Here is a 17,977-nt window from a genome sequence, read left to right on the forward strand (position 1 = left end):
ACCAGCAGGAGCCGCATGTCGAGAGGCGGCGTTGTCTCGCGACGTGCGAAGGGACGGAAAGGAATACGGATGGCCTCCCTGCAGGGCGATTCACGGCTGGGTTCGAGGTTCGGCCCGTATGAGCTGCAGTCGCTGATCGGTATCGGCGGTATGGGGGAGGTGTACCGCGCATTCGACACCGTCAAGGAGCGCATGGTGGCGGTCAAGGTGCTGCGCGCCGACGTGGCCGCGGACAAGAGCTTTCAGGAGCGGTTCCGGCGCGAGTCACGCGTTGCCGCGCGCCTGCAGGAACCGCACGTCATCCCGGTGCACGACTTCGGCGACATCGACGGAACGCTGTACATCGACATGCGGCTGGTCGAAGGGCCGAGCCTGAAGGACGAGCTACGGGTCAACGGCCCACTGGAGCCCAAGCGCGCGGCGTCGATCATCACGCAGGTCGCGGCCGCCCTGGACGCTGCGCATGCCGACAAGCTGATTCACCGCGACATCAAACCGGAGAACGTGCTGCTGACGGCGGACGACTTCGCCTACCTGGTGGATTTCGGGATTGCGCACGCAGGCGGCGACGCGAGCGTGACGTCGACCGGGCTGATCATCGGGTCGTGTGCCTACATGGCGGCGGAGAGGTTCGCCGGAGGCCAGGTCGGACCCGCCGCCGACATCTACTCTCTGACCTGCCTGCTCTATGAATGCCTCACCGGCAGAGCACCTTTCGAGACCGGCGGCGATCTGCGACAGTTGATGACAGCACACATGTTCTCCCCGCCGCCGCGGCCGAGCATGATGCGGCCGGGGATCACGCGGGCGTTCGACGATGTGATCGCGAAGGGGATGGCGAAGCGGCCGTCGGACCGATATGCGACGGCGGGCGAGCTGGCGAAGGCGGCGACGGCTGCCGCAGGATCGACTCTGCCGCCGCTTCCGGCACCGTCGCCACCGAACACCAGGGCGTTCTCCGCGGTCTACGAGGACCCCGCCGGAACGGGTTACACGCCGTACCCGCCCGCGGTGCACGCGCCGACGCCGCCGCCCACGCCCCGGCCGCCGTCGAGCAAGCCGCGGTTCGGGCGGACGCAGGTGGCGCTGCTGGCGGCGACAGTGCTGCTGTTCGGGCTGGCTGCGATCCTCGCGTCGGTGCTGGTCTTCTCCGGCGGCGACACGGACACGACGCCGCGATCATCGCTGGCCGCGCCCCGGCCGAGTACGACGACCGTGACCACGTCGGCGCCGTCGACGTCGACCACCACGTCATCGGCCCCATTGGCGGGCATTACGGGGATGGACGGCCAGGGCTTCGTCGGGCACACGACGCGGTGCGATGCAGGGGCGACTCTGGTGGCGGCGATCGAGACGTCGCAGTCGCAGGCGGTGATCTGTGAGACGTCGCCGGGGGCGTACCAGTACCGGGGTGAACGCCTGCGGGACGGGGCGAACGTCCAACTGGGCAACGCGGTGCCTTCAGGCGGCGGGTTCAATGCGGCCAATCCGGCCGACGGTGCGCGCTACGAGGTGCGGCCGGACCGGCTGAGGATTCTCAGCGGCGGCAACGTCGACTCCGACGAGCCGGCGCTGCAATACGGCTCGCGGTAGAGGAGAAGCGATGGCAGAACGCAACGATCCGCCCGAACATCCGAAGGACGCGCGGGAGGTGACCGAGGAGCAGCGGGAGCTGCAAGATCAACTCGACCACCGCAACGACGATCCGGACGCGCCGGGCGCCCACCAGAGCCGGAAGCAGGTCGCCGACGAGACCTAGCTGGGACCTGATTTCAGCGGCGGTTCTTCCACATTCCAACGAGTTCCGAGGCTGCTTGACGCAGAACCGGCTCTGGCTCGTCCTTCGAGTCCGTAAGTACTGGGTTGCTGGGCTCGTCATCGTCAACTGTTTCGGGGATGGACTGAAATGGATGCCGCTCAGCCGCTGCCAGGTCGCTCTTGGCGATCAGACTGTACTGTGGCGACTTCGCCCACTCCTCGATCTCGACGAATCTGATCGCCGGCCACGGGTGCGTACTCATCGCATCGTGGAGCATCAATGAGGACGTGTAGTACTCGATTCTCTCCTTCATGGAGCCCCGCTTGCGCGCTTCGACCGTCTGACGAAACTCCTTGGCCTGCAGGCGGAACTCGTCCGCCGAGAGTTCGTCTTTCAAGCTCGAGGCACCGCCCGCGAGCCGGAGAATCACGGCCTGCACCGTTTCCAGGTCGCCGGTAACCAGCAGGCTGAATCTGTCGGAACTGAGTTCAGACTTACGAAACCAGTCCATCAGGTGCCAGCGCAACGCCAATGCGATGAGCGAACCCCCGGGGAGCGCGCTGGCGACCGCTGCAACCGGCTCGAACCCTTGAGAGACGATCCGATAAAACGTGTGTTGACAACGGATGTGGCCGAGTTCGTGCGCAACGACTGCGCGAACCTGCGCCTCGGTGAACTCGTCGACCAGAGCTGACGTCAGGACGATCATCGGATCGTGTTGACCGAGCGCCCAGGCGTTGACCTCGGGTTGCGTGTCGAGAAACACGCGCGGCGTCGGCATCCGGGCGTCGGCTGCGACATCCTCGACAAGCCGATAGAGCGACGGGGCTTGGCGTGCGTTGAGGCGTGTGTTATCCGCCAGACTCATCAGGTGTTCCTCGTCCTCGAGGCTGCGCTCCAGAGACGCGAAGAGCTTGCGAATGCGCGGTTTGCTCGCGATCAGTTGGTCCATCCGTCGTCGGGCGGACACGTCGAGGGGGTGAGCAAAGTGCTTGGCCTCGAGTCCAGTAATCAACGGACGATCGGGTATTGCACTGCCGTTACTCATTTCCTATCCCTCTGGTTTGCTCGGCCCAGCAGTGTCATCGCCTGCAGGCGCACTAGGCTTCCCTCGATCCAGTTGCGTATTGACGTGGCCGCATCGACCGACTGCCCGTTAGGGCTTCTCGGCGCTGGCGGTTGAGGAGACGCAGCTTCCCTCAATTTCTGGACCTCTTCGCGAAGATTCTTCATTTGCAGCCGGAACTCTTCGTGTACGGCTTCGATCTGCCCCGCCGTTGCTGCTCGATCTTTGGTGTCCTCCTGCGCGACCCGCTGCACGATCCAAGACGCGAGAGTCGCGGTGACGACACCCACCAGGCTGATCCCGCCCATCATGAGTAGAACCGCGACCACTCGACCTGTACCGGTCACGGGCAAGATGTCGCCGTATCCGACAGTGGTCACGGTGGTGATCGACCACCACACCGCGTCACCGAAGTTGTTGATCATTGAGCCGGGCTGTCCCCGTTCGCTCTCCAAGACGGCGAGTGAAGCGGCGTAGATAAGTAGGACGGCGCCGGAGGCGGTGTAGATCGCGACCCGGCCCCGAATCGCTCCGCCGATGGTCTTCTGTAACGCAGCGAGCAAGACCAATAGCCTTAACAGTCGCAGTGGGCGCAGTAACGGAAGCGCGATGATTGCGAGATCCACCAGGTGACGGACGAACCAGCGCGGGCGGTTAATGGCAAGGATCAGGCGTGCGAGGTAGTCGACAAGGAAGACCGCATAGGTGATGGCGATGACAAGGTCTATCGCGACCGCGACACGCCCTTGTGGTTGGGCCAGTACTTGCACTGAGTAGGCAACCAGAAAGATGACTGCGACGATGGCCAACGGTCGCTCAGCGCGCTTCTCGAACTGTTCCGCGGTGAGACCGGCGATCTTCCGCCGCAGATCGCCGGTCATTTTGCGTATCACGACTCGCAGGCGATGCCGTCATGGTCGCGGTCGAGATGGTCCGCGTATCCGGGATCACCTTCGAAGAGGGGTGCCACCCCTGCCGCGCGCGCTTCGGAGCAGTTCTTGTAGTAAACGTTGGCGTTGGCAGCTGCGGCGCCCAACAGTGCACCGCTGAGCAGCGCGCCGCCGATGGCGGCTGTGATTATCTTTTTCATTGTCTGGAATTTGCCCTTCGTTGTTTAGGTTCTCCCGCAGCCTGATTGGCTGCGGGTCAGTTCTTGGGCGATCGTTGAGCCGCGCAGGGGTTCGGCGACAAAACCGCGTTCATAGGCTCGGGCGCTGTCTTCGGCGATGCGAAAGATCTGCTGATAGCGGTAGGGCAAGTCGTAGGTGTACTCACGCGCATAGCACCCGGCGATCACGTCGAGATGTTGGAGTGGACGAGAAATCTGTCCACGCCCGTTACTTACCCGAGGAGTCGGGCAAGTCGAGTGGTCCCGGACCCTCAAAGCTGGGCCACTGAGCCTGTGTTCAGCGAATCCTGGCCGCTATTGCCGGCACGCCTTCTTGACCACGTCACCAGGTTCATCGGGCGACGACGTCCACGACCAACTCGCCGGGGTAGCTGTCTTGGATTGTTTGGCGTGCGTCGACTTCGTCGAATGCGAAGACGATGCGGGCGATATGTCCGCAGCCCGAGCCTTCGCTGGTGACGATGAAAACGTCGTCCATCTCGCTGCCTCCGGCTTCGAGAAAGCGGGTCACTTGTTCTCGCCCGCCTCGTCGGCCGTGGCGGGCGGGGCAGGGATGCCCTTGACGAATCTGTCGATGCTGGCTTCGAACTGCACTGACTGGCTCGCGAGGTTCTCTCGGAAGAAGTCGAACTGGTTCAGCACGCCGGGGTGCGAGACCTCAAGCGGATCGGCGCAAATCTGATTACCCTCGCAATTGCCGTACAGGAACGTGTGAACGACCTGGCTGTTGCCGAGCTTTTCCAGCTGGCTCTGTTGGGGCGTATCTGCCGACGCGGGGGCAGCCAGAGCGATCGTGCCGGCAGTGCCGAGTGCACCGGCCGCCAGAAGCAGGATTCGTTTCATTAGGGGATCTCCTTGACTCACCGTCCAGCGTCGCGGGGTGCAACTGGGTGCTGGTCTGATTGTGAGGCAACAGTAGGAAATAAACGGCAATTGTGTCAATCATCCGGAAACTATTGCCAGTATGACCTCCATCACAAGGTCGGGGAGCTGGTGTGGTGGCGGGCGGCTTCGGCTGGATAGCCGACGCCGTGCCGAAAATCGAGGTAGTCGGCCTTTCGAAGGGGGGAATAGTGAAAGAAGTAGTCTGGACCCGGTTGCCCCGGGCCGAGGGCAGAGTTTGAGAAGAGAGAGCGGAAATCACCTTTGTACCGCCCGTGGAACCCGGAAACAAACGGCTATAGCAAATCGACATTTCCATTTTGGTACGCGAGGATGGCAGCATGGATCGGGTCGCTCGCCAACGGTTAGGCCACTACTCGTGAGCCGGCGCGTCGCGCTCGGCTACCGCAACCGATCCGATCTGGCGAGCAGCCTGCAGTTCACAGTGCGAACGCTTGCCGATGTCGAGCACGGAGTGCGAAAGGCCAGCCCGGGGACCTACGCCATGCTGGAGAACAAACTGGCCTGGGCCCCAGGCAGCATCGATACAATCCTGGCCGGCGGGGAGCCCCGCGAGACAGTGCCCGAAGTGCGCCGGCCAGCCTACGTGCCGGGGCCCCACTCCTCGTTTGACACGCTGGCTCGCGCCTCCACCGAGGAGCTGCTGCTCGAGCTGCGACGCCGCATTGTCGCCCGCGGCCAACAGCGCCACCAAAGCTGGGACAACGGTCTTGACGCGCATGGCGATTGGCCCGCGCAAGGCTAGGCCGTTGGACACATCGACTCGACTCCCCGATATTGATCTCAGGTCGCCGACGAGACCTGAGCCCGCTTTGACGCACCCGCGGACAACCTCGGCAAACGTGGTGTAGCTTCAAGCGACACATCAGCGCGGGTTCGCGTGCCGAGGAGTAAACGCGGTGGATGCGACACCATTCGGGCAGTACGAGCTTCAGGAGCTGATCGGCCAGGGCGGAATGGGCGAGGTCTACAGGGCCTTCGACACCCGGACCGACCGTGTCGTCGCTCTGAAGCTGTTGCCGTCACACCTGGCCAGGGACGGCGTTTTCCAGCAGCGTTTCCGGCGCGAATCGCAGGCCGCCGCGGGCATCAATGAACCCCACGTGGTGCCGATTCACGGCTTCGGCGAGATCGACGACCGCCTCTACCTGGACATGCGGCTGATCGACGGCCGCAATCTGGGCGCCATGCTGGGCGAGGATGACGACAAGAAGCCGTTGAATCCGGCGCTGGCGGTGTCGATCATCGAGCAGGTCGCCGCGGCGCTGGACGCCGCGCACGAACTCGGCCTGATCCACCGCGACGTGAAGCCGTCGAACATCCTGGTCACCAAGAACGACTTCGCGTATCTGATCGACTTCGGGCTGGCGCGCACGGCGGGCCAGCAGGGGCTGACGACGGCGGGCAGCACGCTGGGCACGATGGCCTACATGTCGCCCGAGCGGTTCGAGGGCGGCGACATCGATCCGCGCTCCGACGTCTATGCGCTGACCTGTGTGCTCTACGAGTGCCTGACGGGCTCACGGCCGTATCCCGTCGACAGCCTCGAGCAGCAGATCGCCAAGCACATCAACGCGCCCCCGCCCAAGCCGTCGGCCATCAACCCGAGGCTCGCCGCCTTCGACCCCGTCATCGCCAAGGGCATGTCCAAGAAACCCGGCAGGCGCTATCAGTCGGCGGGCGAGATGGCTGCGGCCGCACGCCAGGCGCTGAGCGTCCCGGTACGCATGACGGGCTCGGGCAGGCACTCGGCGGGCCGGGCCAAGCAGAGTTCGGGCAGCAGACTGTCGGCGCGCACCTTGGCGATTCTCGGGGCCGCTGTGCTACTCGGCGCGGCGCTGGTGTTCGGGGCGTGGCACTTCTGGGGCGGACGCGACGACGGCGGATCGGCGGGGCCGACGTCGACGTCGGCGCCACCAGGCCCGGCGGACGACTCGGGCGGGCTGGTGCCTGCGATCGCGGCGACGCTTCCGGCCGACATCAAGGAGTCGGGGCGACTGACGGTCGGCGTGAACGTTCCCTATGCGCCGAACGAATTCAAGAACAGCGCAGGCGACATCGTCGGCTTCGACGTCGACCTCATCAACGCGGTGTCCAAGACGCTGGGCCTCATTCCCGAGTACCGCGAGTTCCTGTTCGGCGACATCATGCCGGCGGTGCAGCGCGGCGACGTCGACATCGGCATGTCGTCGGTCACCGACACGCTGGAACGGCAGGAGATGGTCGACTTCGTCACCTACTTCGAGGCGGGGACGCTGTGGGCGCAACGGGCCGGCTCCGGAATCGACCCGAACGCGGCGTGCGGGCTTCGCATCGGGATGACACCGGGAACAACACACGAAACGGTCGAGATCCCGGCCAAGAGCGACCAGTGCGTCGCCGCGGGTCTGCCGCCCGTCGAGGCCGTCGTCTATCCGAGGCAGGACGAACTCACGGCGGCGGTGATCAACGGCGAGATCGACGCGATGTCGTCGGATTCACCGGTGACCGGGTTCGCGATCAAGGGCAGTAACGGCGCGCTCGAACCGGCGGGCGAGACCTTCGACACCGCGCCGTACGGCTGGCCGGTGCAGAAGGGATCGCCGCTTGCGGAATCGCTGCGGCAGGCAATGGAACACGTGATCTCGACCGGTGAGTACAAGGCGATCGCCACCAAATGGGGTGTCGAGAAGGGCATGATCGCCAAACCGGTCATCAACGGCGCGATCAGCTGATTACCCGGGCGCGGCCGGGTTCGCGGGGCGTAAGCTGGTGACCATCGGTGGCATGTCGAACGCGACCATCTGAGATTGTGTCGTCGCCGATTCGTCTTATTGAGTCGTTCGAGGGCTCAGACGGGATCGTCAGCAATGACCCCACAGGAAAGCCCTGCACCAGCCACCCGCCATGCAGGACCTGAAATCACGCCGCGTCTGCGGTTGAAGCGCAAAGCACCCGTGAGTGGATACGTCGACGGGGCGTGGTGGCCGCACAGCGATGCTCTACCGACCGAACTTCCCGATCTGCTGGCGGTGCTTTCGGTGCGCCTCGGGACAGTGGCGCGGGTGATGTACAACATCGACGAGTGGCAGGCGGCGCCGCGCCGCATCGATATCGATGGACACACGATCAGGCTCGAAGGGTTCCACCGACAGCCGGCTAATACACTCGAAGTCCTTGACGCAGAAGGCAACAGAATCATCCTGCTGGTAGTCCCGACGCAAACCGACCCTGACCACGCCCACTCGATCCTGATGGCCGCCGCGTCCACCGATGACGCTACGAGTGTCGCGTCTCTGCTCGTTGTTTGAGGGTGAGTTGTAACGGATTCACTCGGTCCACTCGTGTCGCTCAGCCGAGCGCACGCCGTGTGGATATGCCTCGTCGCGGTTCTGAAACGACAGGATGCCGGAAGAGAGCACGACACCGTCGCGAATTTCAATCGCCCTGCGGATCGTCTGGTCCGTATCCCACGCCGGTGGCCCCGCGAGAACCGTATCGATGTGGGGCAGGAGTGCCTCGCTGATCTCCCAGGTTGCGGAGTTCCACAGGTAGGACGGGCTGTGGTCGACGGCGTAGTAGTGCAGACCATTCGCCATCCGGCTGATCGGTTCGTCGAACGAGGTCGGATGCGCCCAGCTGAACCCCATACCGGTGTCACACGAGACATCGACGATCAGGCTGCCCGGAGCGAATGCCGTCAGGTCGTCCTCGGTCACGAATACCAGGGGTGCGCTGGGATCCTGAAGTACACAGTTGACGACGATGTCGTTATCGCTGAGGAGGTCGGCGACCAAGACCTGCCCATCCGGCGTATTGGCCCATATCGTCTCGGGCGCAGCGGGATCCGGCCCCATTTGGATGATCTGAGTGGACGGAATGGGTGAGCCGACGGCAGCGACATCCCTATTGGTGAGCACCCGCACATCATCGACGCCGTGAGCGTTGAGGGCGGTGACGGCGCCACGGGCGGTCGCACCGAAACCGATGACGGCAGCGCGCAGCCGACGGCCGTAGCTGCCGGTTCTCCCGGTCAACTCCATGGCGTGCAGCACCGAGCAGTAGCCCGCGAGCTCGTTGTTCTTGTGAAAGACGTGCAATCCGAACCCGCCGTCGGCTCGCCAGTGATTCATCGCCTCGAAGGCGATCAGCGTCAGTCGCCTGTCGATGGCGGTCTGCGTCAAGTCGAAATTCTGCACGCAGTGTGGCCAGCCCCAGACGATCTGTCCCGCATTGAATTCAGCTAGATCCTCGGCTTGGACCTTTGGCAGGAGGATGACGTCGCACTGCGCGATGACTTGTTCTCGGGTGCCGACTCCCCCAACGAGACCCGCCAGGGTGTCGTCGGTGACGTCGAAATCCGCACCGTAGCCGTGCTCGAGGAAAATCCGCGAGCGTACCTGACTGTCGATCCTGCCGAAATGCTCCGGGTGGATCGGAAGTCTGCGTTCATTCGGCTTGCGCGAGCGCGCCAATACTCCCAGCGAAAGTGATTGCGCCTCAGTGCTTCTTGTCACTGTCCAGACTTCTTCAACATGACGTGTCGAGAAGATTGATCAGACATTGCTGCCCCTCGATCGCGGGAGACCAATTGGTCCCAATCTCTGTCGACCTTACCCTCTCCGTGCGTCCCCATCGGCTCTGTAGCATGGGGTCTCAGCGGCACGGCGAGCGCCGCCACTTCGCGGACTACCCGACGAGGCGGCGGCTTCAGGCGTAACGTCAGAAGTATCGAGCAGCTCGGCTACGAGCGAACACGCTCGGCAAAATAAGGAAACTCCATGGCTTCGCCAACATTGCCCCTTACGCCCTACGACCTACGCGTCACGCTTGTCAAAGACACCATCACAGAGCACTCGAAGATCAGCGACGAGGCGGCAGGCGAATTGGCAATAAAGATCTTGCACGCGCTGAACTCGATTCCCGAGAAGATTCGGTGATCAACGGCCCGCGGCGTCGCCGAACAGCGTCTTTCAGGTGACGCCGGCGGGCTGGTAATACGAAGGCACCGAAATCGACAATGGGGACATCTATTGGCAATCGCCGACATCGCCGCTTTCGCGCATTTGACCGACGCCGACATCGAGGCCCTCGGAGGTGAGCTCGACGCAATTCGCGCCGACGTCGAGGAATCCCTCGGGGAGCGAGACGCGACCTATATACGTCGCACCATAGGTTTCCAACGGACACTTGACGTGGTAGCACGCCTGATGATCGCGTGCAGCCGGTCGAGGCGCGGTTGGGTGCTGGGCACGGCGTCCCTCGCGTATGCGAAAAGTATCGAGAACATGGAGATCGGTCACAACGTCGGCCACGGCCAGTGGGACTGGATGAACGACCCGGAGATCCACTCCAACACGTGGGAGTGGGACATGGTCGGCGTCTCGTCGCAGTGGCGGTATTCGCACAACTACCGCCATCATGTTTTCAGCAACGTCGTCGGCGTCGACGACGATCTCGGCTTCGGGATCATGCGGGTCACCCGCGACGAGGCGTGGAAACCCGAGCACCTGTTGCAGCCGCTCCGGAACCTATTGTTGGCCTCCGTTTTCGAGTGGGGCATCGGACTTCACGGCATTCATTCTGAGCGGGATCGCTTCGCGCCGGATGCTGCCATGGTGGGCAACGCCAGGCAGGCGTTCGTCGGCAAGATCGCGCGTCAAACCGTCAAGGACTACGTGTTGTTTCCTGCGTTGAGCCGCTCTCGTTGGCGAAGAACGTTGAGCGCGAACGTGACCGCAAACCTGCTGCGCAATCTGTGGGCGTACGTCGTGATCTTCTGCGGTCATTTCCCCGATGGCGCGGAAAAGTTCACCGAAGAGGTACTAGCACAGGAAACACGAGCCGAGTGGTACCTGCGACAGATGCTCGGCGCCGCCAACTTCAGGGCCGGTCCGTTGATGGCGTTCTCGAGCGGAAACCTGTGTTACCAGATCGAGCACCACCTGTTTCCCGATCTGCCGAGCAATCGCTATTCGCAGATCGCCGTGCGGGTGCGTGCGCTGTGCCAAAAATACGACCTTCCGTATACAAACGGTTCGCTGGCACGCCAGTATCTGTTGACCCTGCGCACCATCAACAAGCTCGCACTGCCCGACGCGCTACTGACGGCCACGCCCGACGATGCGCCGGAAACCGCGTCAGAGCGAAAGTTCGCGGCAGGCGGCGTGTCGGCAGATGTACTGAATCGGCCGAGGGGTGGGCTTCAAACGGCGTTACGGGGCCGTGCACGCCGTCGAACTCTCCGCCGAGTGCATCGAAACGCCGGGGTGTAGCGTCCACTGAAGAATCGATTGCCGTTCGCTTTCGAGCCGTCTGCGGATTCGATCCGTGCTCGTGAAGGGAATGCTGAATGGTTTCGATCCATGCCGCAGCCACTGACCGAGCGTCGTCTGCGCATCACCCGACGCCGACGTGAACGGGTTGACCGGGCCGCGGCGCATGGCGCGACCCGTGAGACTGTCGCTGGCGGCTCACCTCGGCGGCGACATCGACGGGGCGTGGTGGCCCCACACGTCGTCGGTGGCGCAGGAACTGCCCGAACTCGTCGGCAGTCTCCACGAACCGCTTGGAGAGATACTCGACATCCGCATCAACTGGTCGATGACCGAGGGCGCGCTGGACCTCGAGTCTATGGTGCAAACCGCTCGATTAGTGGCTGGTAGGCGCCGACGACCGCGGATCATGGTGGTCGACGGGCGTAGCGGTTGCGCGAAACTTCTTGTCGTGCCGCACATCACGTCACAAACGCTCGGCGCGTTGGTGATGCGGTGCGCAGCGGCGATGCCGTTCTCGGATGCCGAACGTGACAACAGGCTGATCGAGATCGCCGAGTTGGTCATGCGGACCGCGCAGGTCGAAAGCGCGAACTGGGTGGCAGGCATGCGCAGTGTGAGCTCGGCCAAGCGATGATCTGAGCGGCGGATACCTGATACCGCTTGCTCAGGACGCTAATCCTCCAGCGCGCGGCCCACGATCAGTGGATCCGGTTCGCCGACCAGTTCCTCGTCTTTGTCGTCGTAGTCGAACTTGGCGAGAAGAAATCGCATGGCGTTGATGCGGGCGCGTTTCTTGTCGTTGCTCTTGACGACGATCCACGGTGCGATGTCCGTGTCGGTCACTCGGAACATGTCTTCTTTGGCGGCGGTGTACTCCTGCCACTTGTCGATCGACGCCATGTCCATCGGCGAGAACTTCCACTGCCGCACCGGGTCGACCAGCCGGATCGCGAAGCGGGTGCGCTGTTCGGCCGGTGACACCGAGAACCAGAACTTCGTGAGGTGGATCCCCTCGCTGACGAGCATGTCCTCGAACATCGGGGCCTGGCGCAGGAACTCCAGGTACTGCTCGGACGTGCAGAACCCCATCACCCGCTCGACGCCGGCGCGGTTGTACCAGGACCGGTCGAACAAAACCATCTCGCCTGCGCTGGGCAGGTGCGACACGTAGCGCTGGAAGTACCACTGCGACTTCTCCGAATCGGTGGGTTTCTCCAGTGCTACGACGCGCGCGTTGCGGGGGTCGAGGTGCTCGGTGAACCGCTTGATGGTGCCACCCTTACCCGCTGCGTCGCGGCCTTCGAACACGATGACGTGCCGGGTGCCCGTTCGCTTGCTCCAGTTCTGCAGCTTCAACAGTTCGATCTGCAATCGCCGCTTCAGCCACTCGTACTCTTTGCGCGACATCCGCTCGTCGTAGGGGTAGCGCTCGCGCCACGTCTCGATGGGCCTGCCGTCGCGGGCCAGCAGAACGGGATCGTCGTCGTCCTCGTCGTCGACGGTGTAGCCGTGCTTATCCGTCGAAAGGTCGTCGAGATCGATGTCGATCTTGTCGTCGGCGGTCGTCATGACGGGCTCCTCGATAGCGGATCCAAGAGCCCTACCCGCCGAACGTGACCCCGCAAACGTCGAAACGCCGGGCGTTGTGCCGTCGCATGGCGGTAGGTCGAGGCCTCATGACGGGGGGTTGACTACGTTGGTGTCATGACCGCGCCACTGAGTTTCGGGTGGCTGGCGATCCTTTTCGTCACGACGCGCATTCAGCGGTCGGCCGGGCGCCGCAAGGCCAAGCAGATCCAGCGGGCCCATTCCACGAACCTGCGCGGCCTGGACAACGAGCCCTCGCGTGTGCTGGCCGCAAGCCTGTTCTGGCTCGACGATCACAGGTGGTGGCCGTACGTCCCTGTGTTCGTCGGCGTTGTCGCCCCCGCAGAACGACGGTTGGGTTGGTGGCGTTGGCTTCTCGTCGGTCTCTGCGCCCATGTCGTCGGCACCTATGCCGGACAGAGCTTCCTTCGGCTGTTGATCCGCCGAGGTCGAGTGCCGCAGCGGCTCGTGAACGCGCGCGACGTAGGAGTGAGCTACTTCCTGCTCGGGGTGACGGGCGCACTGACGGGCTATGTGCCACCGCCGTGGCGTGCTCGCAGCCAGCTCACAGCCGTTGCCGCGCTGACCGCCAACGCCGCGGTCCGGCCCACCTTCACCGAGGTCGGCCATCTGACCGCGTTGTTGTTCGGGTTGGCCGCCATCCCCCTGGCGCCCGACCGCGACCGAATGCCGTACCCGCGGGCGGTGTCCGACCGCAGAATGAACGCATGAATGAACGGCGCGCCTACGGCCGCAGCGCCACGCGGATGCAGCCGTCGGTCTTGTTCTTGAACATGTCGTAGGCGCGCACGCCCTCCTCCAACGGCAGGTCGTGGGTGATGAGGATCGATGGGTCGAGGTCGCCCTGCTGCACGTAGTCGAAGAACTGGGGGATGTAGCGCTGCCCGTGCTGCTGCGCCGAGCGCAGGGTCAGCCCCTTGTTCATGATGGCGCCCATCGGGAACTTGTCGGTCACACCGAAGACGCCGAGCACCGAGACGACGCCGCCTTTGCGGCAGGCGAGAATCGCCTCGCGCAGGCTGGCGGCCCGATCGGTTTCCAGGCGCAGCACCTGCTTGGCGCGGTCGTAGGCATGCTGCACGCCCGTGCTGTGGGCCTCCATGCCGACGGCTTCGATGACAGAGTCGGGTCCGCGGCCGCCGGTCTTCTCCCGCAGCACTTCGGCCACACTGTCGACGGAGCTGTAGTCGATGGTCTCTGCGCCGAGTTGTTCGGCAAGAGCGAGTCGTTCGGGAATGCGGTCGATGGAGATCACGCGTCCCGCGCCGTTGAGCAACGCGCTACGGGCGGCCATCAGGCCGACTCCACCCGCGCCCCACACCGCGACGGTGTCGCCGCCCGCGATGTTGCAGAAGTCGGCGCCCATGTAGCCGGTCGGCACCGCATCGGACATGAAGAGCGCCTGCTCGTCGGTGACGAAGTCCGGAATCGGAAAACAGTTCACGGCGCCGAACGGCACGCGGATGTACTTGGCATGCGAGCCGGCGTAGCCGCCGAACTCGTGGGTGTAGCCGTAGATGCCCGCCGTCGGCGAGCCAAGCAGAGGTGCCTGCAGTTCGGCGTTCGGATTGGTGGTGTCGCACAGCGAGTACAGGTCGCGGTCGCAGTACCAGCAGCGGTTGCACGCAATGAAGGACGGCACGACGACGCGGGTGCCGACCTTCAGTTCGGTGACCTCGCGGCCGACCTCGATGACCTCACCCATGAATTCGTGGCCGAAGATGTCGCCTTCGCGCATGCCGGGGATGTAGCCGTTGATGAAGTGCAGATCCGACCCGCATGTGGTGGTCAGCTTCACCTCGACGATGACGTCGTGAGGGTTGAGAATGCTTGGGTCGTCGACGGTTTCGACGGCGAGATCGTTGACGCCGTTCCATACCAGTGCTCGCATGTGGTGTCCTTCGCTCAGCGGTCCGAGGCGCGGGCGCTCGGGTTTTCTTTGATGGTCGGCACTTCTCCGGTCATCAGAAGCGCACGGGCCCGGTAGAGCGCCTTGAAGGTCGCGACGCCGGTCAGCGCACCAGGGCCCGGACTGGTGACTCTGGCGATCACCTCGGTGCCGCGGTCCTGCGGTGCGTCGCGGAGAGTGAGGTTGACCCCGGTCTTCTTCTCGGGGTCGACGTCGACGAACCGAAGGTGCGAATCGTCGTCGACTGCGACAACGCAGTCCCACGACGGCCCGCTGCCGTCGGCCGCGAACGTCCACCGGAGCCGGTCGGGACCCTCGCTGCTGACCGTTGCGATGTCGCCGAACACCTGAGACAGGAAGCCGGGGTCCTGCAAGTGGTGCAGGACCTCGTTTCGCGGGCGCGCGATGGTGATCGCCTGCACACGCGAGTCGCTGGTGGCTGACTCGACGACCTTTTCGGTGACCTTCCCGACGATCTGCTTGACCTGCGCCTTGGCGGTGTCGACGACGTTCATTCCTTCTCCTCGCATGTCGTTCGGTCGCGGTTACCCGCCGCCGGTTGGCCGAAACGTCATGCTGGCCGTTCGCGAGAATCCGATTTTGTGACCGAAATCCGGCGAAATCGTCATAAACCGCAGTCTCGGCGCAGCCCGTTCGGCCGCCGAGTAGACAACTTCTCGATAGTGTCGCCTGCGTGGACTTCGAGCTCGACGACGCCCAGCGCGCATGGGTGGCCGAAGTGCGGCAGTTCCTCGAGGACAACGTCACGGAGGCGCTGCGGGCCGAGATGGCCGCGCACGGTCTCGAGTACCAGGGCGGCGAGCTGACCGCGTTCCGCCGCAAGATCGGCGAGAAGGGCTGGTTCGGGCTGAACTGGCCCACGGAGTACGGCGGCCTCGGTTTGACGCCAACCCATCAGCACCTGCTCATGACCGAGTTCGAGTACGCCGGTGTGCCCGGCCCCGACCTCACCGTGACCTCGATCGCGCCGATGATCATGCGGCACGGCACCGAGCAGAACAAGAAGGAGTTCCTGCCCGGCATCGCACGCGGCGAGATCGTCTTCGCGTTGGGCTACTCAGAGCCCAACGCGGGCACCGACCTCGCCAGCCTGCGCACGCGCGCCGTTCGCGACGGCGACGAGTGGGTGATCAACGGGTCGAAGATCTGGAACAGCGGCGCGCAGCGCTCCACCCACGAATGGCTCTGCGTGCGGACCGATCCCGATGCGCCACGGCACCGCGGGATCTCGGTGATCGCGGTCCCCGTCGACACTCCCGGGGTGGACGTGCATCCGCTGTATGCCTGGTCGGGATACCGGACCAACGAGACCTTCTTCAACGACGTGCGGGTGCCGCTGACCAACCTGATCGGTGAACTCAACGCCGGTTGGACCTACATCACCGGCGCACTAGACCTGGAGCGCGGTGCGCTGACCAACGCCGGTGACCTGCGGCGGGCACTGGACGACCTGATCGCGATGGCGGACGATCCTGACCCGGTGTTCCGGCGCCGCCTCGCGCAGGCCGAGGCCGACGTCGAGGTCGCCCGGCTCATGGGCCTGGAGGCGGCGTCGATGCTCGACAGCGGACGCATCCCCAGCATCGAGGTCAGTGTCGAGAAGATTTTCACCAGCGAGTTGCGCCAGCGCATCGCCGACCTGGCCATCGACCTGCTCGGGCCAGAGGGGTTGCGGGTCGGGAACTTTTTCGAGCGGCTGTACCGGGTGTCGCCGTTGATGCGCTTCGGCGGCGGCACGAACGAGGTCCTGCGCGACGTCATCGCGCAGCGCGGCCACAAGATGCCCTCGTACGGTCGGTGACGCGATGCGGGTGACTCTGGATCAGGACGAACGCGATCTGGCGGCGATGTGCCGCAGCGTGCTGGCCGCCGAACTCGCGCCCGACGCGCAGTGGAAGGCGCTGTCCGACGCGGGTGTGCTCGGTCTGCCGGTCGACGGCAGCCTCACCGACGTCGGGATCTTCTGCATGGAAGCGGGACGGGCGTTGTGCCCCAGAGTGGTTACGAGCACGCTGCATGCATCGGTGGCCATCGGTTGGCTCGGGGTGGGTGCGGAGTGGCTGCCCCGGTTGACGTCGGGTGAAGCACGCGGCACGTGCGCGCTGTTCGATCCGCGGGACGCGTCCGCCGACCGGCCGGTCAGCGGTGTCGCGGAGTTCGTCACCGACGCGGATCAGGCCGACGTGATCATCGCGTCCACCGACGCGGGCGTCGTGGCCGTCGACACCACGGCACCCGGCGTCACGATCGAACCCGTCGCGACGATGGGCGGCTTTCCCGCCTTCACGGTCCGCCTCGACGAGGTGGCGCTCGGCAAGCCGACGCCCGTCGATCCCCTGCAGCTGCGCCGCGTCGCGAATACCGTTGTGGCGCTGGACTGCATGGATCTGGTCGGCATCGGCGCGGCGGTGCTCGACCGCACGGTGGAGTACACGAAGATGCGCGAGCAGTTCGGCAGGCCGATCGCGTCGTTCCAGGCCGCACAGCACATCGTGGCCGACATGCACATCGCGCTGTCGGCTGCCCGGCTCGCCGCGCACTCCGCGGTGTTCCAGCTCGGGCAGGGCCGCACCGCGACCCGTGAGACGGCGATCGCGCGCATGCGGGCGGCGGAGGTCAAGAAGATCACGCTCGACGCACACCAGCTGCACGGCGGCATGGGCTACGTCGTCGACACCGGACTGCACAAGTACTCCGAGCGCGCCCGCATCCTGTCCACGATCGGCGGCGGAGCGGACGTCGCCGCGAAATGGCTTGCAGGTGAGATGAACTGGGGAGGACGACGATGACGGCCGACAGCCTCATCGATCCGGAGTCGGCGGAGAAGATCGGCCAGGTCGTCGCCGTCGCCACCGGCGAGGTGTACCGGCGCGACTGGCAGCGGTGGGCGGCCGCGATCGGAGACCACAACCCGCTGTGGTTCGACGCCGACTACGCGCGCAGGCACGGCTACCGCGACATCACCTGCCCGCCGCTGTATCTGCAGTACTCGATACTCGGTGTGGCGGCGCTCGGCGAGCTGCGGCCCGACGGGTCATCGGGCGCGGTCACCGGCAGCATGGCCTTCCCGCGCGCGCCGCGGCGAATGGCAGGCGGCGAGAGCACGACGTTCCACCTGCCGGCCTATCACGGCGACGAGGTCGAGATGACGCGCACCGTCGACTCGATCGTCGAGAAGCATGGCAGGTCAGGCGCTTTCGTGTTGGTGACCTGGCGTGCGGAATACCGCAACCAGCACCGCGAGCTGCTCGCCGAAGCCACCACCTCGATGATCGCGCGGCCCGCATGACCTCACCACCCCCCGCGAGCAGACGCAAAAGTACCC

At 64.6% G+C, this 17,977-nt stretch carries 22 protein-coding genes; 12 read left to right on the forward strand and 10 right to left on the reverse strand.

What is annotated here, in order from left to right; all coding sequences use genetic code 11:
• Positions 1–69: 69 nt before the first annotated feature.
• The gene (locus C6A82_RS03680; RefSeq protein ID WP_105346815.1) at positions 70–1,593 is read left to right on the forward strand and encodes a serine/threonine-protein kinase; all 1,524 of its coding nucleotides are present in this window, start codon (positions 70–72) and stop codon (positions 1,591–1,593) included.
• 10 nt (positions 1,594–1,603) lie between these two features.
• A complete protein-coding gene (locus C6A82_RS03685; protein WP_199193854.1) occupies positions 1,604–1,759 on the forward strand; it encodes a hypothetical protein in 156 nt (51 codons plus the stop codon).
• 13 nt (positions 1,760–1,772) lie between these two features.
• Here the strand turns inward: C6A82_RS03685 and C6A82_RS03690 are convergent, their stop codons facing one another.
• From C6A82_RS03690 to C6A82_RS03715, 6 genes are all read right to left on the reverse strand, one after another.
• Positions 1,773–2,807, reverse strand: a complete 1,035-nt coding sequence (locus C6A82_RS03690; RefSeq protein WP_105346813.1) for a M48 family metallopeptidase — start codon at positions 2,805–2,807, stop codon at positions 1,773–1,775.
• The gene (locus tag C6A82_RS03695; protein ID WP_105346811.1) at positions 2,804–3,706 is read right to left on the reverse strand and encodes a potassium channel family protein; all 903 of its coding nucleotides are present in this window, start codon (positions 3,704–3,706) and stop codon (positions 2,804–2,806) included. The genes C6A82_RS03690 and C6A82_RS03695 overlap by 4 nt, the downstream gene beginning before the upstream one ends.
• Before the next feature lie 8 nt (positions 3,707–3,714).
• Positions 3,715–3,915: an excalibur calcium-binding domain-containing protein gene (locus tag C6A82_RS03700; RefSeq protein ID WP_105346810.1), complete on the reverse strand. Its 201-nt coding sequence runs from the start codon at positions 3,913–3,915 to the stop codon at positions 3,715–3,717.
• Between the two features lie 24 nt (positions 3,916–3,939).
• Positions 3,940–4,122: a hypothetical protein gene (locus C6A82_RS03705; RefSeq protein ID WP_105346808.1), complete on the reverse strand. Its 183-nt coding sequence runs from the start codon at positions 4,120–4,122 to the stop codon at positions 3,940–3,942.
• Positions 4,123–4,285: 163 nt separating this feature from the next.
• Positions 4,286–4,465 (reverse strand): hypothetical protein, encoded by a 180-nt coding sequence (locus C6A82_RS03710; protein WP_105346806.1) that lies wholly within the window; start codon positions 4,463–4,465, stop codon positions 4,286–4,288.
• Complete coding sequence (locus C6A82_RS03715; RefSeq protein ID WP_105346804.1) at positions 4,462–4,797, reverse strand: DUF4148 domain-containing protein; 336 nt, start codon at positions 4,795–4,797, stop codon at positions 4,462–4,464. The genes C6A82_RS03710 and C6A82_RS03715 overlap by 4 nt, the downstream gene beginning before the upstream one ends.
• A 418-nt stretch (positions 4,798–5,215) precedes the next feature.
• On the opposite strand from C6A82_RS03715, the gene C6A82_RS03720 reads away from it, so the two are divergent.
• The 3 genes from C6A82_RS03720 (at position 5,216) to C6A82_RS03730 (ending at position 8,147) form a co-directional block, all read left to right on the forward strand.
• Positions 5,216–5,602, forward strand: coding sequence for a hypothetical protein (locus C6A82_RS03720; RefSeq protein ID WP_105346803.1), 387 nt, complete (start codon positions 5,216–5,218; stop codon positions 5,600–5,602).
• Positions 5,603–5,756: 154 nt separating this feature from the next.
• Positions 5,757–7,571, forward strand: coding sequence for a bifunctional serine/threonine-protein kinase/transporter substrate-binding domain-containing protein (locus tag C6A82_RS03725; protein WP_105346802.1), 1,815 nt, complete (start codon positions 5,757–5,759; stop codon positions 7,569–7,571).
• 135 nt (positions 7,572–7,706) lie between these two features.
• A complete protein-coding gene (locus tag C6A82_RS03730; protein ID WP_105346801.1) occupies positions 7,707–8,147 on the forward strand; it encodes a DUF5994 family protein in 441 nt (146 codons plus the stop codon).
• 18 nt (positions 8,148–8,165) lie between these two features.
• On the opposite strand, the gene C6A82_RS03735 is transcribed toward C6A82_RS03730, so the two are convergent.
• Positions 8,166–9,353, reverse strand: a complete 1,188-nt coding sequence (locus tag C6A82_RS03735; protein ID WP_105346799.1) for a N(5)-(carboxyethyl)ornithine synthase — start codon at positions 9,351–9,353, stop codon at positions 8,166–8,168.
• A 264-nt stretch (positions 9,354–9,617) separates the two neighbouring features.
• Between C6A82_RS03735 and C6A82_RS03740 the strand changes: the two genes are divergently transcribed.
• The 3 genes from C6A82_RS03740 (at position 9,618) to C6A82_RS03750 (ending at position 11,748) form a co-directional block, all read left to right on the forward strand.
• Positions 9,618–9,776 carry a DUF6307 family protein gene (locus C6A82_RS03740; RefSeq protein ID WP_199193853.1) on the forward strand — a complete coding sequence of 53 codons (159 nt, stop codon included), beginning with the start codon at positions 9,618–9,620 and terminating at the stop codon, positions 9,774–9,776.
• Positions 9,777–9,869: 93 nt separating this feature from the next.
• Positions 9,870–11,111, forward strand: coding sequence for an acyl-CoA desaturase (locus C6A82_RS03745; RefSeq protein ID WP_105346797.1), 1,242 nt, complete (start codon positions 9,870–9,872; stop codon positions 11,109–11,111).
• Positions 11,112–11,289: 178 nt separating this feature from the next.
• Positions 11,290–11,748: a DUF5994 family protein gene (locus C6A82_RS03750; protein WP_311101666.1), complete on the forward strand. Its 459-nt coding sequence runs from the start codon at positions 11,290–11,292 to the stop codon at positions 11,746–11,748.
• A 38-nt stretch (positions 11,749–11,786) separates the two neighbouring features.
• On the opposite strand, the gene ppk2 is transcribed toward C6A82_RS03750, so the two are convergent.
• Complete coding sequence (ppk2, locus tag C6A82_RS03755) at positions 11,787–12,683, reverse strand: polyphosphate kinase 2 (protein WP_105346794.1); 897 nt, start codon at positions 12,681–12,683, stop codon at positions 11,787–11,789.
• A gap of 135 nt (positions 12,684–12,818) precedes the next feature.
• Here ppk2 and C6A82_RS03760 point away from each other — a divergent pair, with 135 nt between their 5' ends.
• Positions 12,819–13,433 carry a rhomboid-like protein gene (locus tag C6A82_RS03760; protein ID WP_105346793.1) on the forward strand — a complete coding sequence of 205 codons (615 nt, stop codon included), beginning with the start codon at positions 12,819–12,821 and terminating at the stop codon, positions 13,431–13,433.
• A gap of 13 nt (positions 13,434–13,446) precedes the next feature.
• Here the strand turns inward: C6A82_RS03760 and C6A82_RS03765 are convergent, their stop codons facing one another.
• Together C6A82_RS03765 and C6A82_RS03770 are read right to left on the reverse strand one after the other, a co-directional pair.
• A complete protein-coding gene (locus C6A82_RS03765; protein WP_105346791.1) occupies positions 13,447–14,613 on the reverse strand; it encodes a zinc-dependent alcohol dehydrogenase in 1,167 nt (388 codons plus the stop codon).
• A gap of 14 nt (positions 14,614–14,627) precedes the next feature.
• Complete coding sequence (locus C6A82_RS03770; RefSeq protein ID WP_105346790.1) at positions 14,628–15,146, reverse strand: hypothetical protein; 519 nt, start codon at positions 15,144–15,146, stop codon at positions 14,628–14,630.
• A gap of 179 nt (positions 15,147–15,325) precedes the next feature.
• On the opposite strand from C6A82_RS03770, the gene C6A82_RS03775 reads away from it, so the two are divergent.
• The 3 genes from C6A82_RS03775 to C6A82_RS03785 are packed head-to-tail and all read left to right on the forward strand — an operon-like array spanning position 15,326 to position 17,941.
• Entirely contained in the window at positions 15,326–16,453 is a 1,128-nt protein-coding gene (locus tag C6A82_RS03775; RefSeq protein WP_105346788.1) for an acyl-CoA dehydrogenase family protein, read from the forward strand.
• Between the two features lie 4 nt (positions 16,454–16,457).
• Complete coding sequence (locus tag C6A82_RS03780) at positions 16,458–17,441, forward strand: acyl-CoA dehydrogenase family protein (RefSeq protein WP_311101667.1); 984 nt, start codon at positions 16,458–16,460, stop codon at positions 17,439–17,441.
• Complete coding sequence (locus C6A82_RS03785; RefSeq protein WP_105341211.1) at positions 17,438–17,941, forward strand: MaoC family dehydratase N-terminal domain-containing protein; 504 nt, start codon at positions 17,438–17,440, stop codon at positions 17,939–17,941. Before C6A82_RS03780 ends, C6A82_RS03785 begins: the two co-directional genes overlap by 4 nt.
• Positions 17,942–17,977: the final 36 nt, after the last annotated feature.

Origin of the sequence: Mycobacterium sp. ITM-2016-00318 (assembly GCF_002968285.2) — a bacterium.
Taxonomy (GTDB): Bacteria; Actinomycetota; Actinomycetes; order Mycobacteriales; family Mycobacteriaceae; genus Mycobacterium.

Bases quoted from the DNA above. Each gene is read 5' to 3' on its own strand.
- C6A82_RS03760 (WP_105346793.1), top strand. From the start codon at position 12,819: ATGACCGCGCCACTGAGTTTCGGGTGGCTGGCGATCCTTTTCGTCACG.
- C6A82_RS03785 (WP_105341211.1), top strand. From the start codon at position 17,438: ATGACGGCCGACAGCCTCATCGATCCGGAGTCGGCGGAGAAGATCGGC.
- C6A82_RS03765 (WP_105346791.1), bottom strand. From the start codon at position 14,613: ATGCGAGCACTGGTATGGAACGGCGTCAACGATCTCGCCGTCGAAACC.
- C6A82_RS03680 (WP_105346815.1), top strand. From the start codon at position 70: ATGGCCTCCCTGCAGGGCGATTCACGGCTGGGTTCGAGGTTCGGCCCG.
- C6A82_RS03770 (WP_105346790.1), bottom strand. From the start codon at position 15,146: ATGAACGTCGTCGACACCGCCAAGGCGCAGGTCAAGCAGATCGTCGGG.
- C6A82_RS03780 (WP_311101667.1), top strand. From the start codon at position 16,458: ATGCGGGTGACTCTGGATCAGGACGAACGCGATCTGGCGGCGATGTGC.
- C6A82_RS03685 (WP_199193854.1), top strand. From the start codon at position 1,604: ATGGCAGAACGCAACGATCCGCCCGAACATCCGAAGGACGCGCGGGAG.
- C6A82_RS03700 (WP_105346810.1), bottom strand. From the start codon at position 3,915: ATGAAAAAGATAATCACAGCCGCCATCGGCGGCGCGCTGCTCAGCGGT.
- C6A82_RS03715 (WP_105346804.1), bottom strand. From the start codon at position 4,797: ATGAAACGAATCCTGCTTCTGGCGGCCGGTGCACTCGGCACTGCCGGC.
- C6A82_RS03740 (WP_199193853.1), top strand. From the start codon at position 9,618: ATGGCTTCGCCAACATTGCCCCTTACGCCCTACGACCTACGCGTCACG.
- C6A82_RS03730 (WP_105346801.1), top strand. From the start codon at position 7,707: ATGACCCCACAGGAAAGCCCTGCACCAGCCACCCGCCATGCAGGACCT.
- C6A82_RS03690 (WP_105346813.1), bottom strand. From the start codon at position 2,807: ATGAGTAACGGCAGTGCAATACCCGATCGTCCGTTGATTACTGGACTC.
- C6A82_RS03695 (WP_105346811.1), bottom strand. From the start codon at position 3,706: ATGACCGGCGATCTGCGGCGGAAGATCGCCGGTCTCACCGCGGAACAG.
- ppk2 (WP_105346794.1), bottom strand. From the start codon at position 12,683: ATGACGACCGCCGACGACAAGATCGACATCGATCTCGACGACCTTTCG.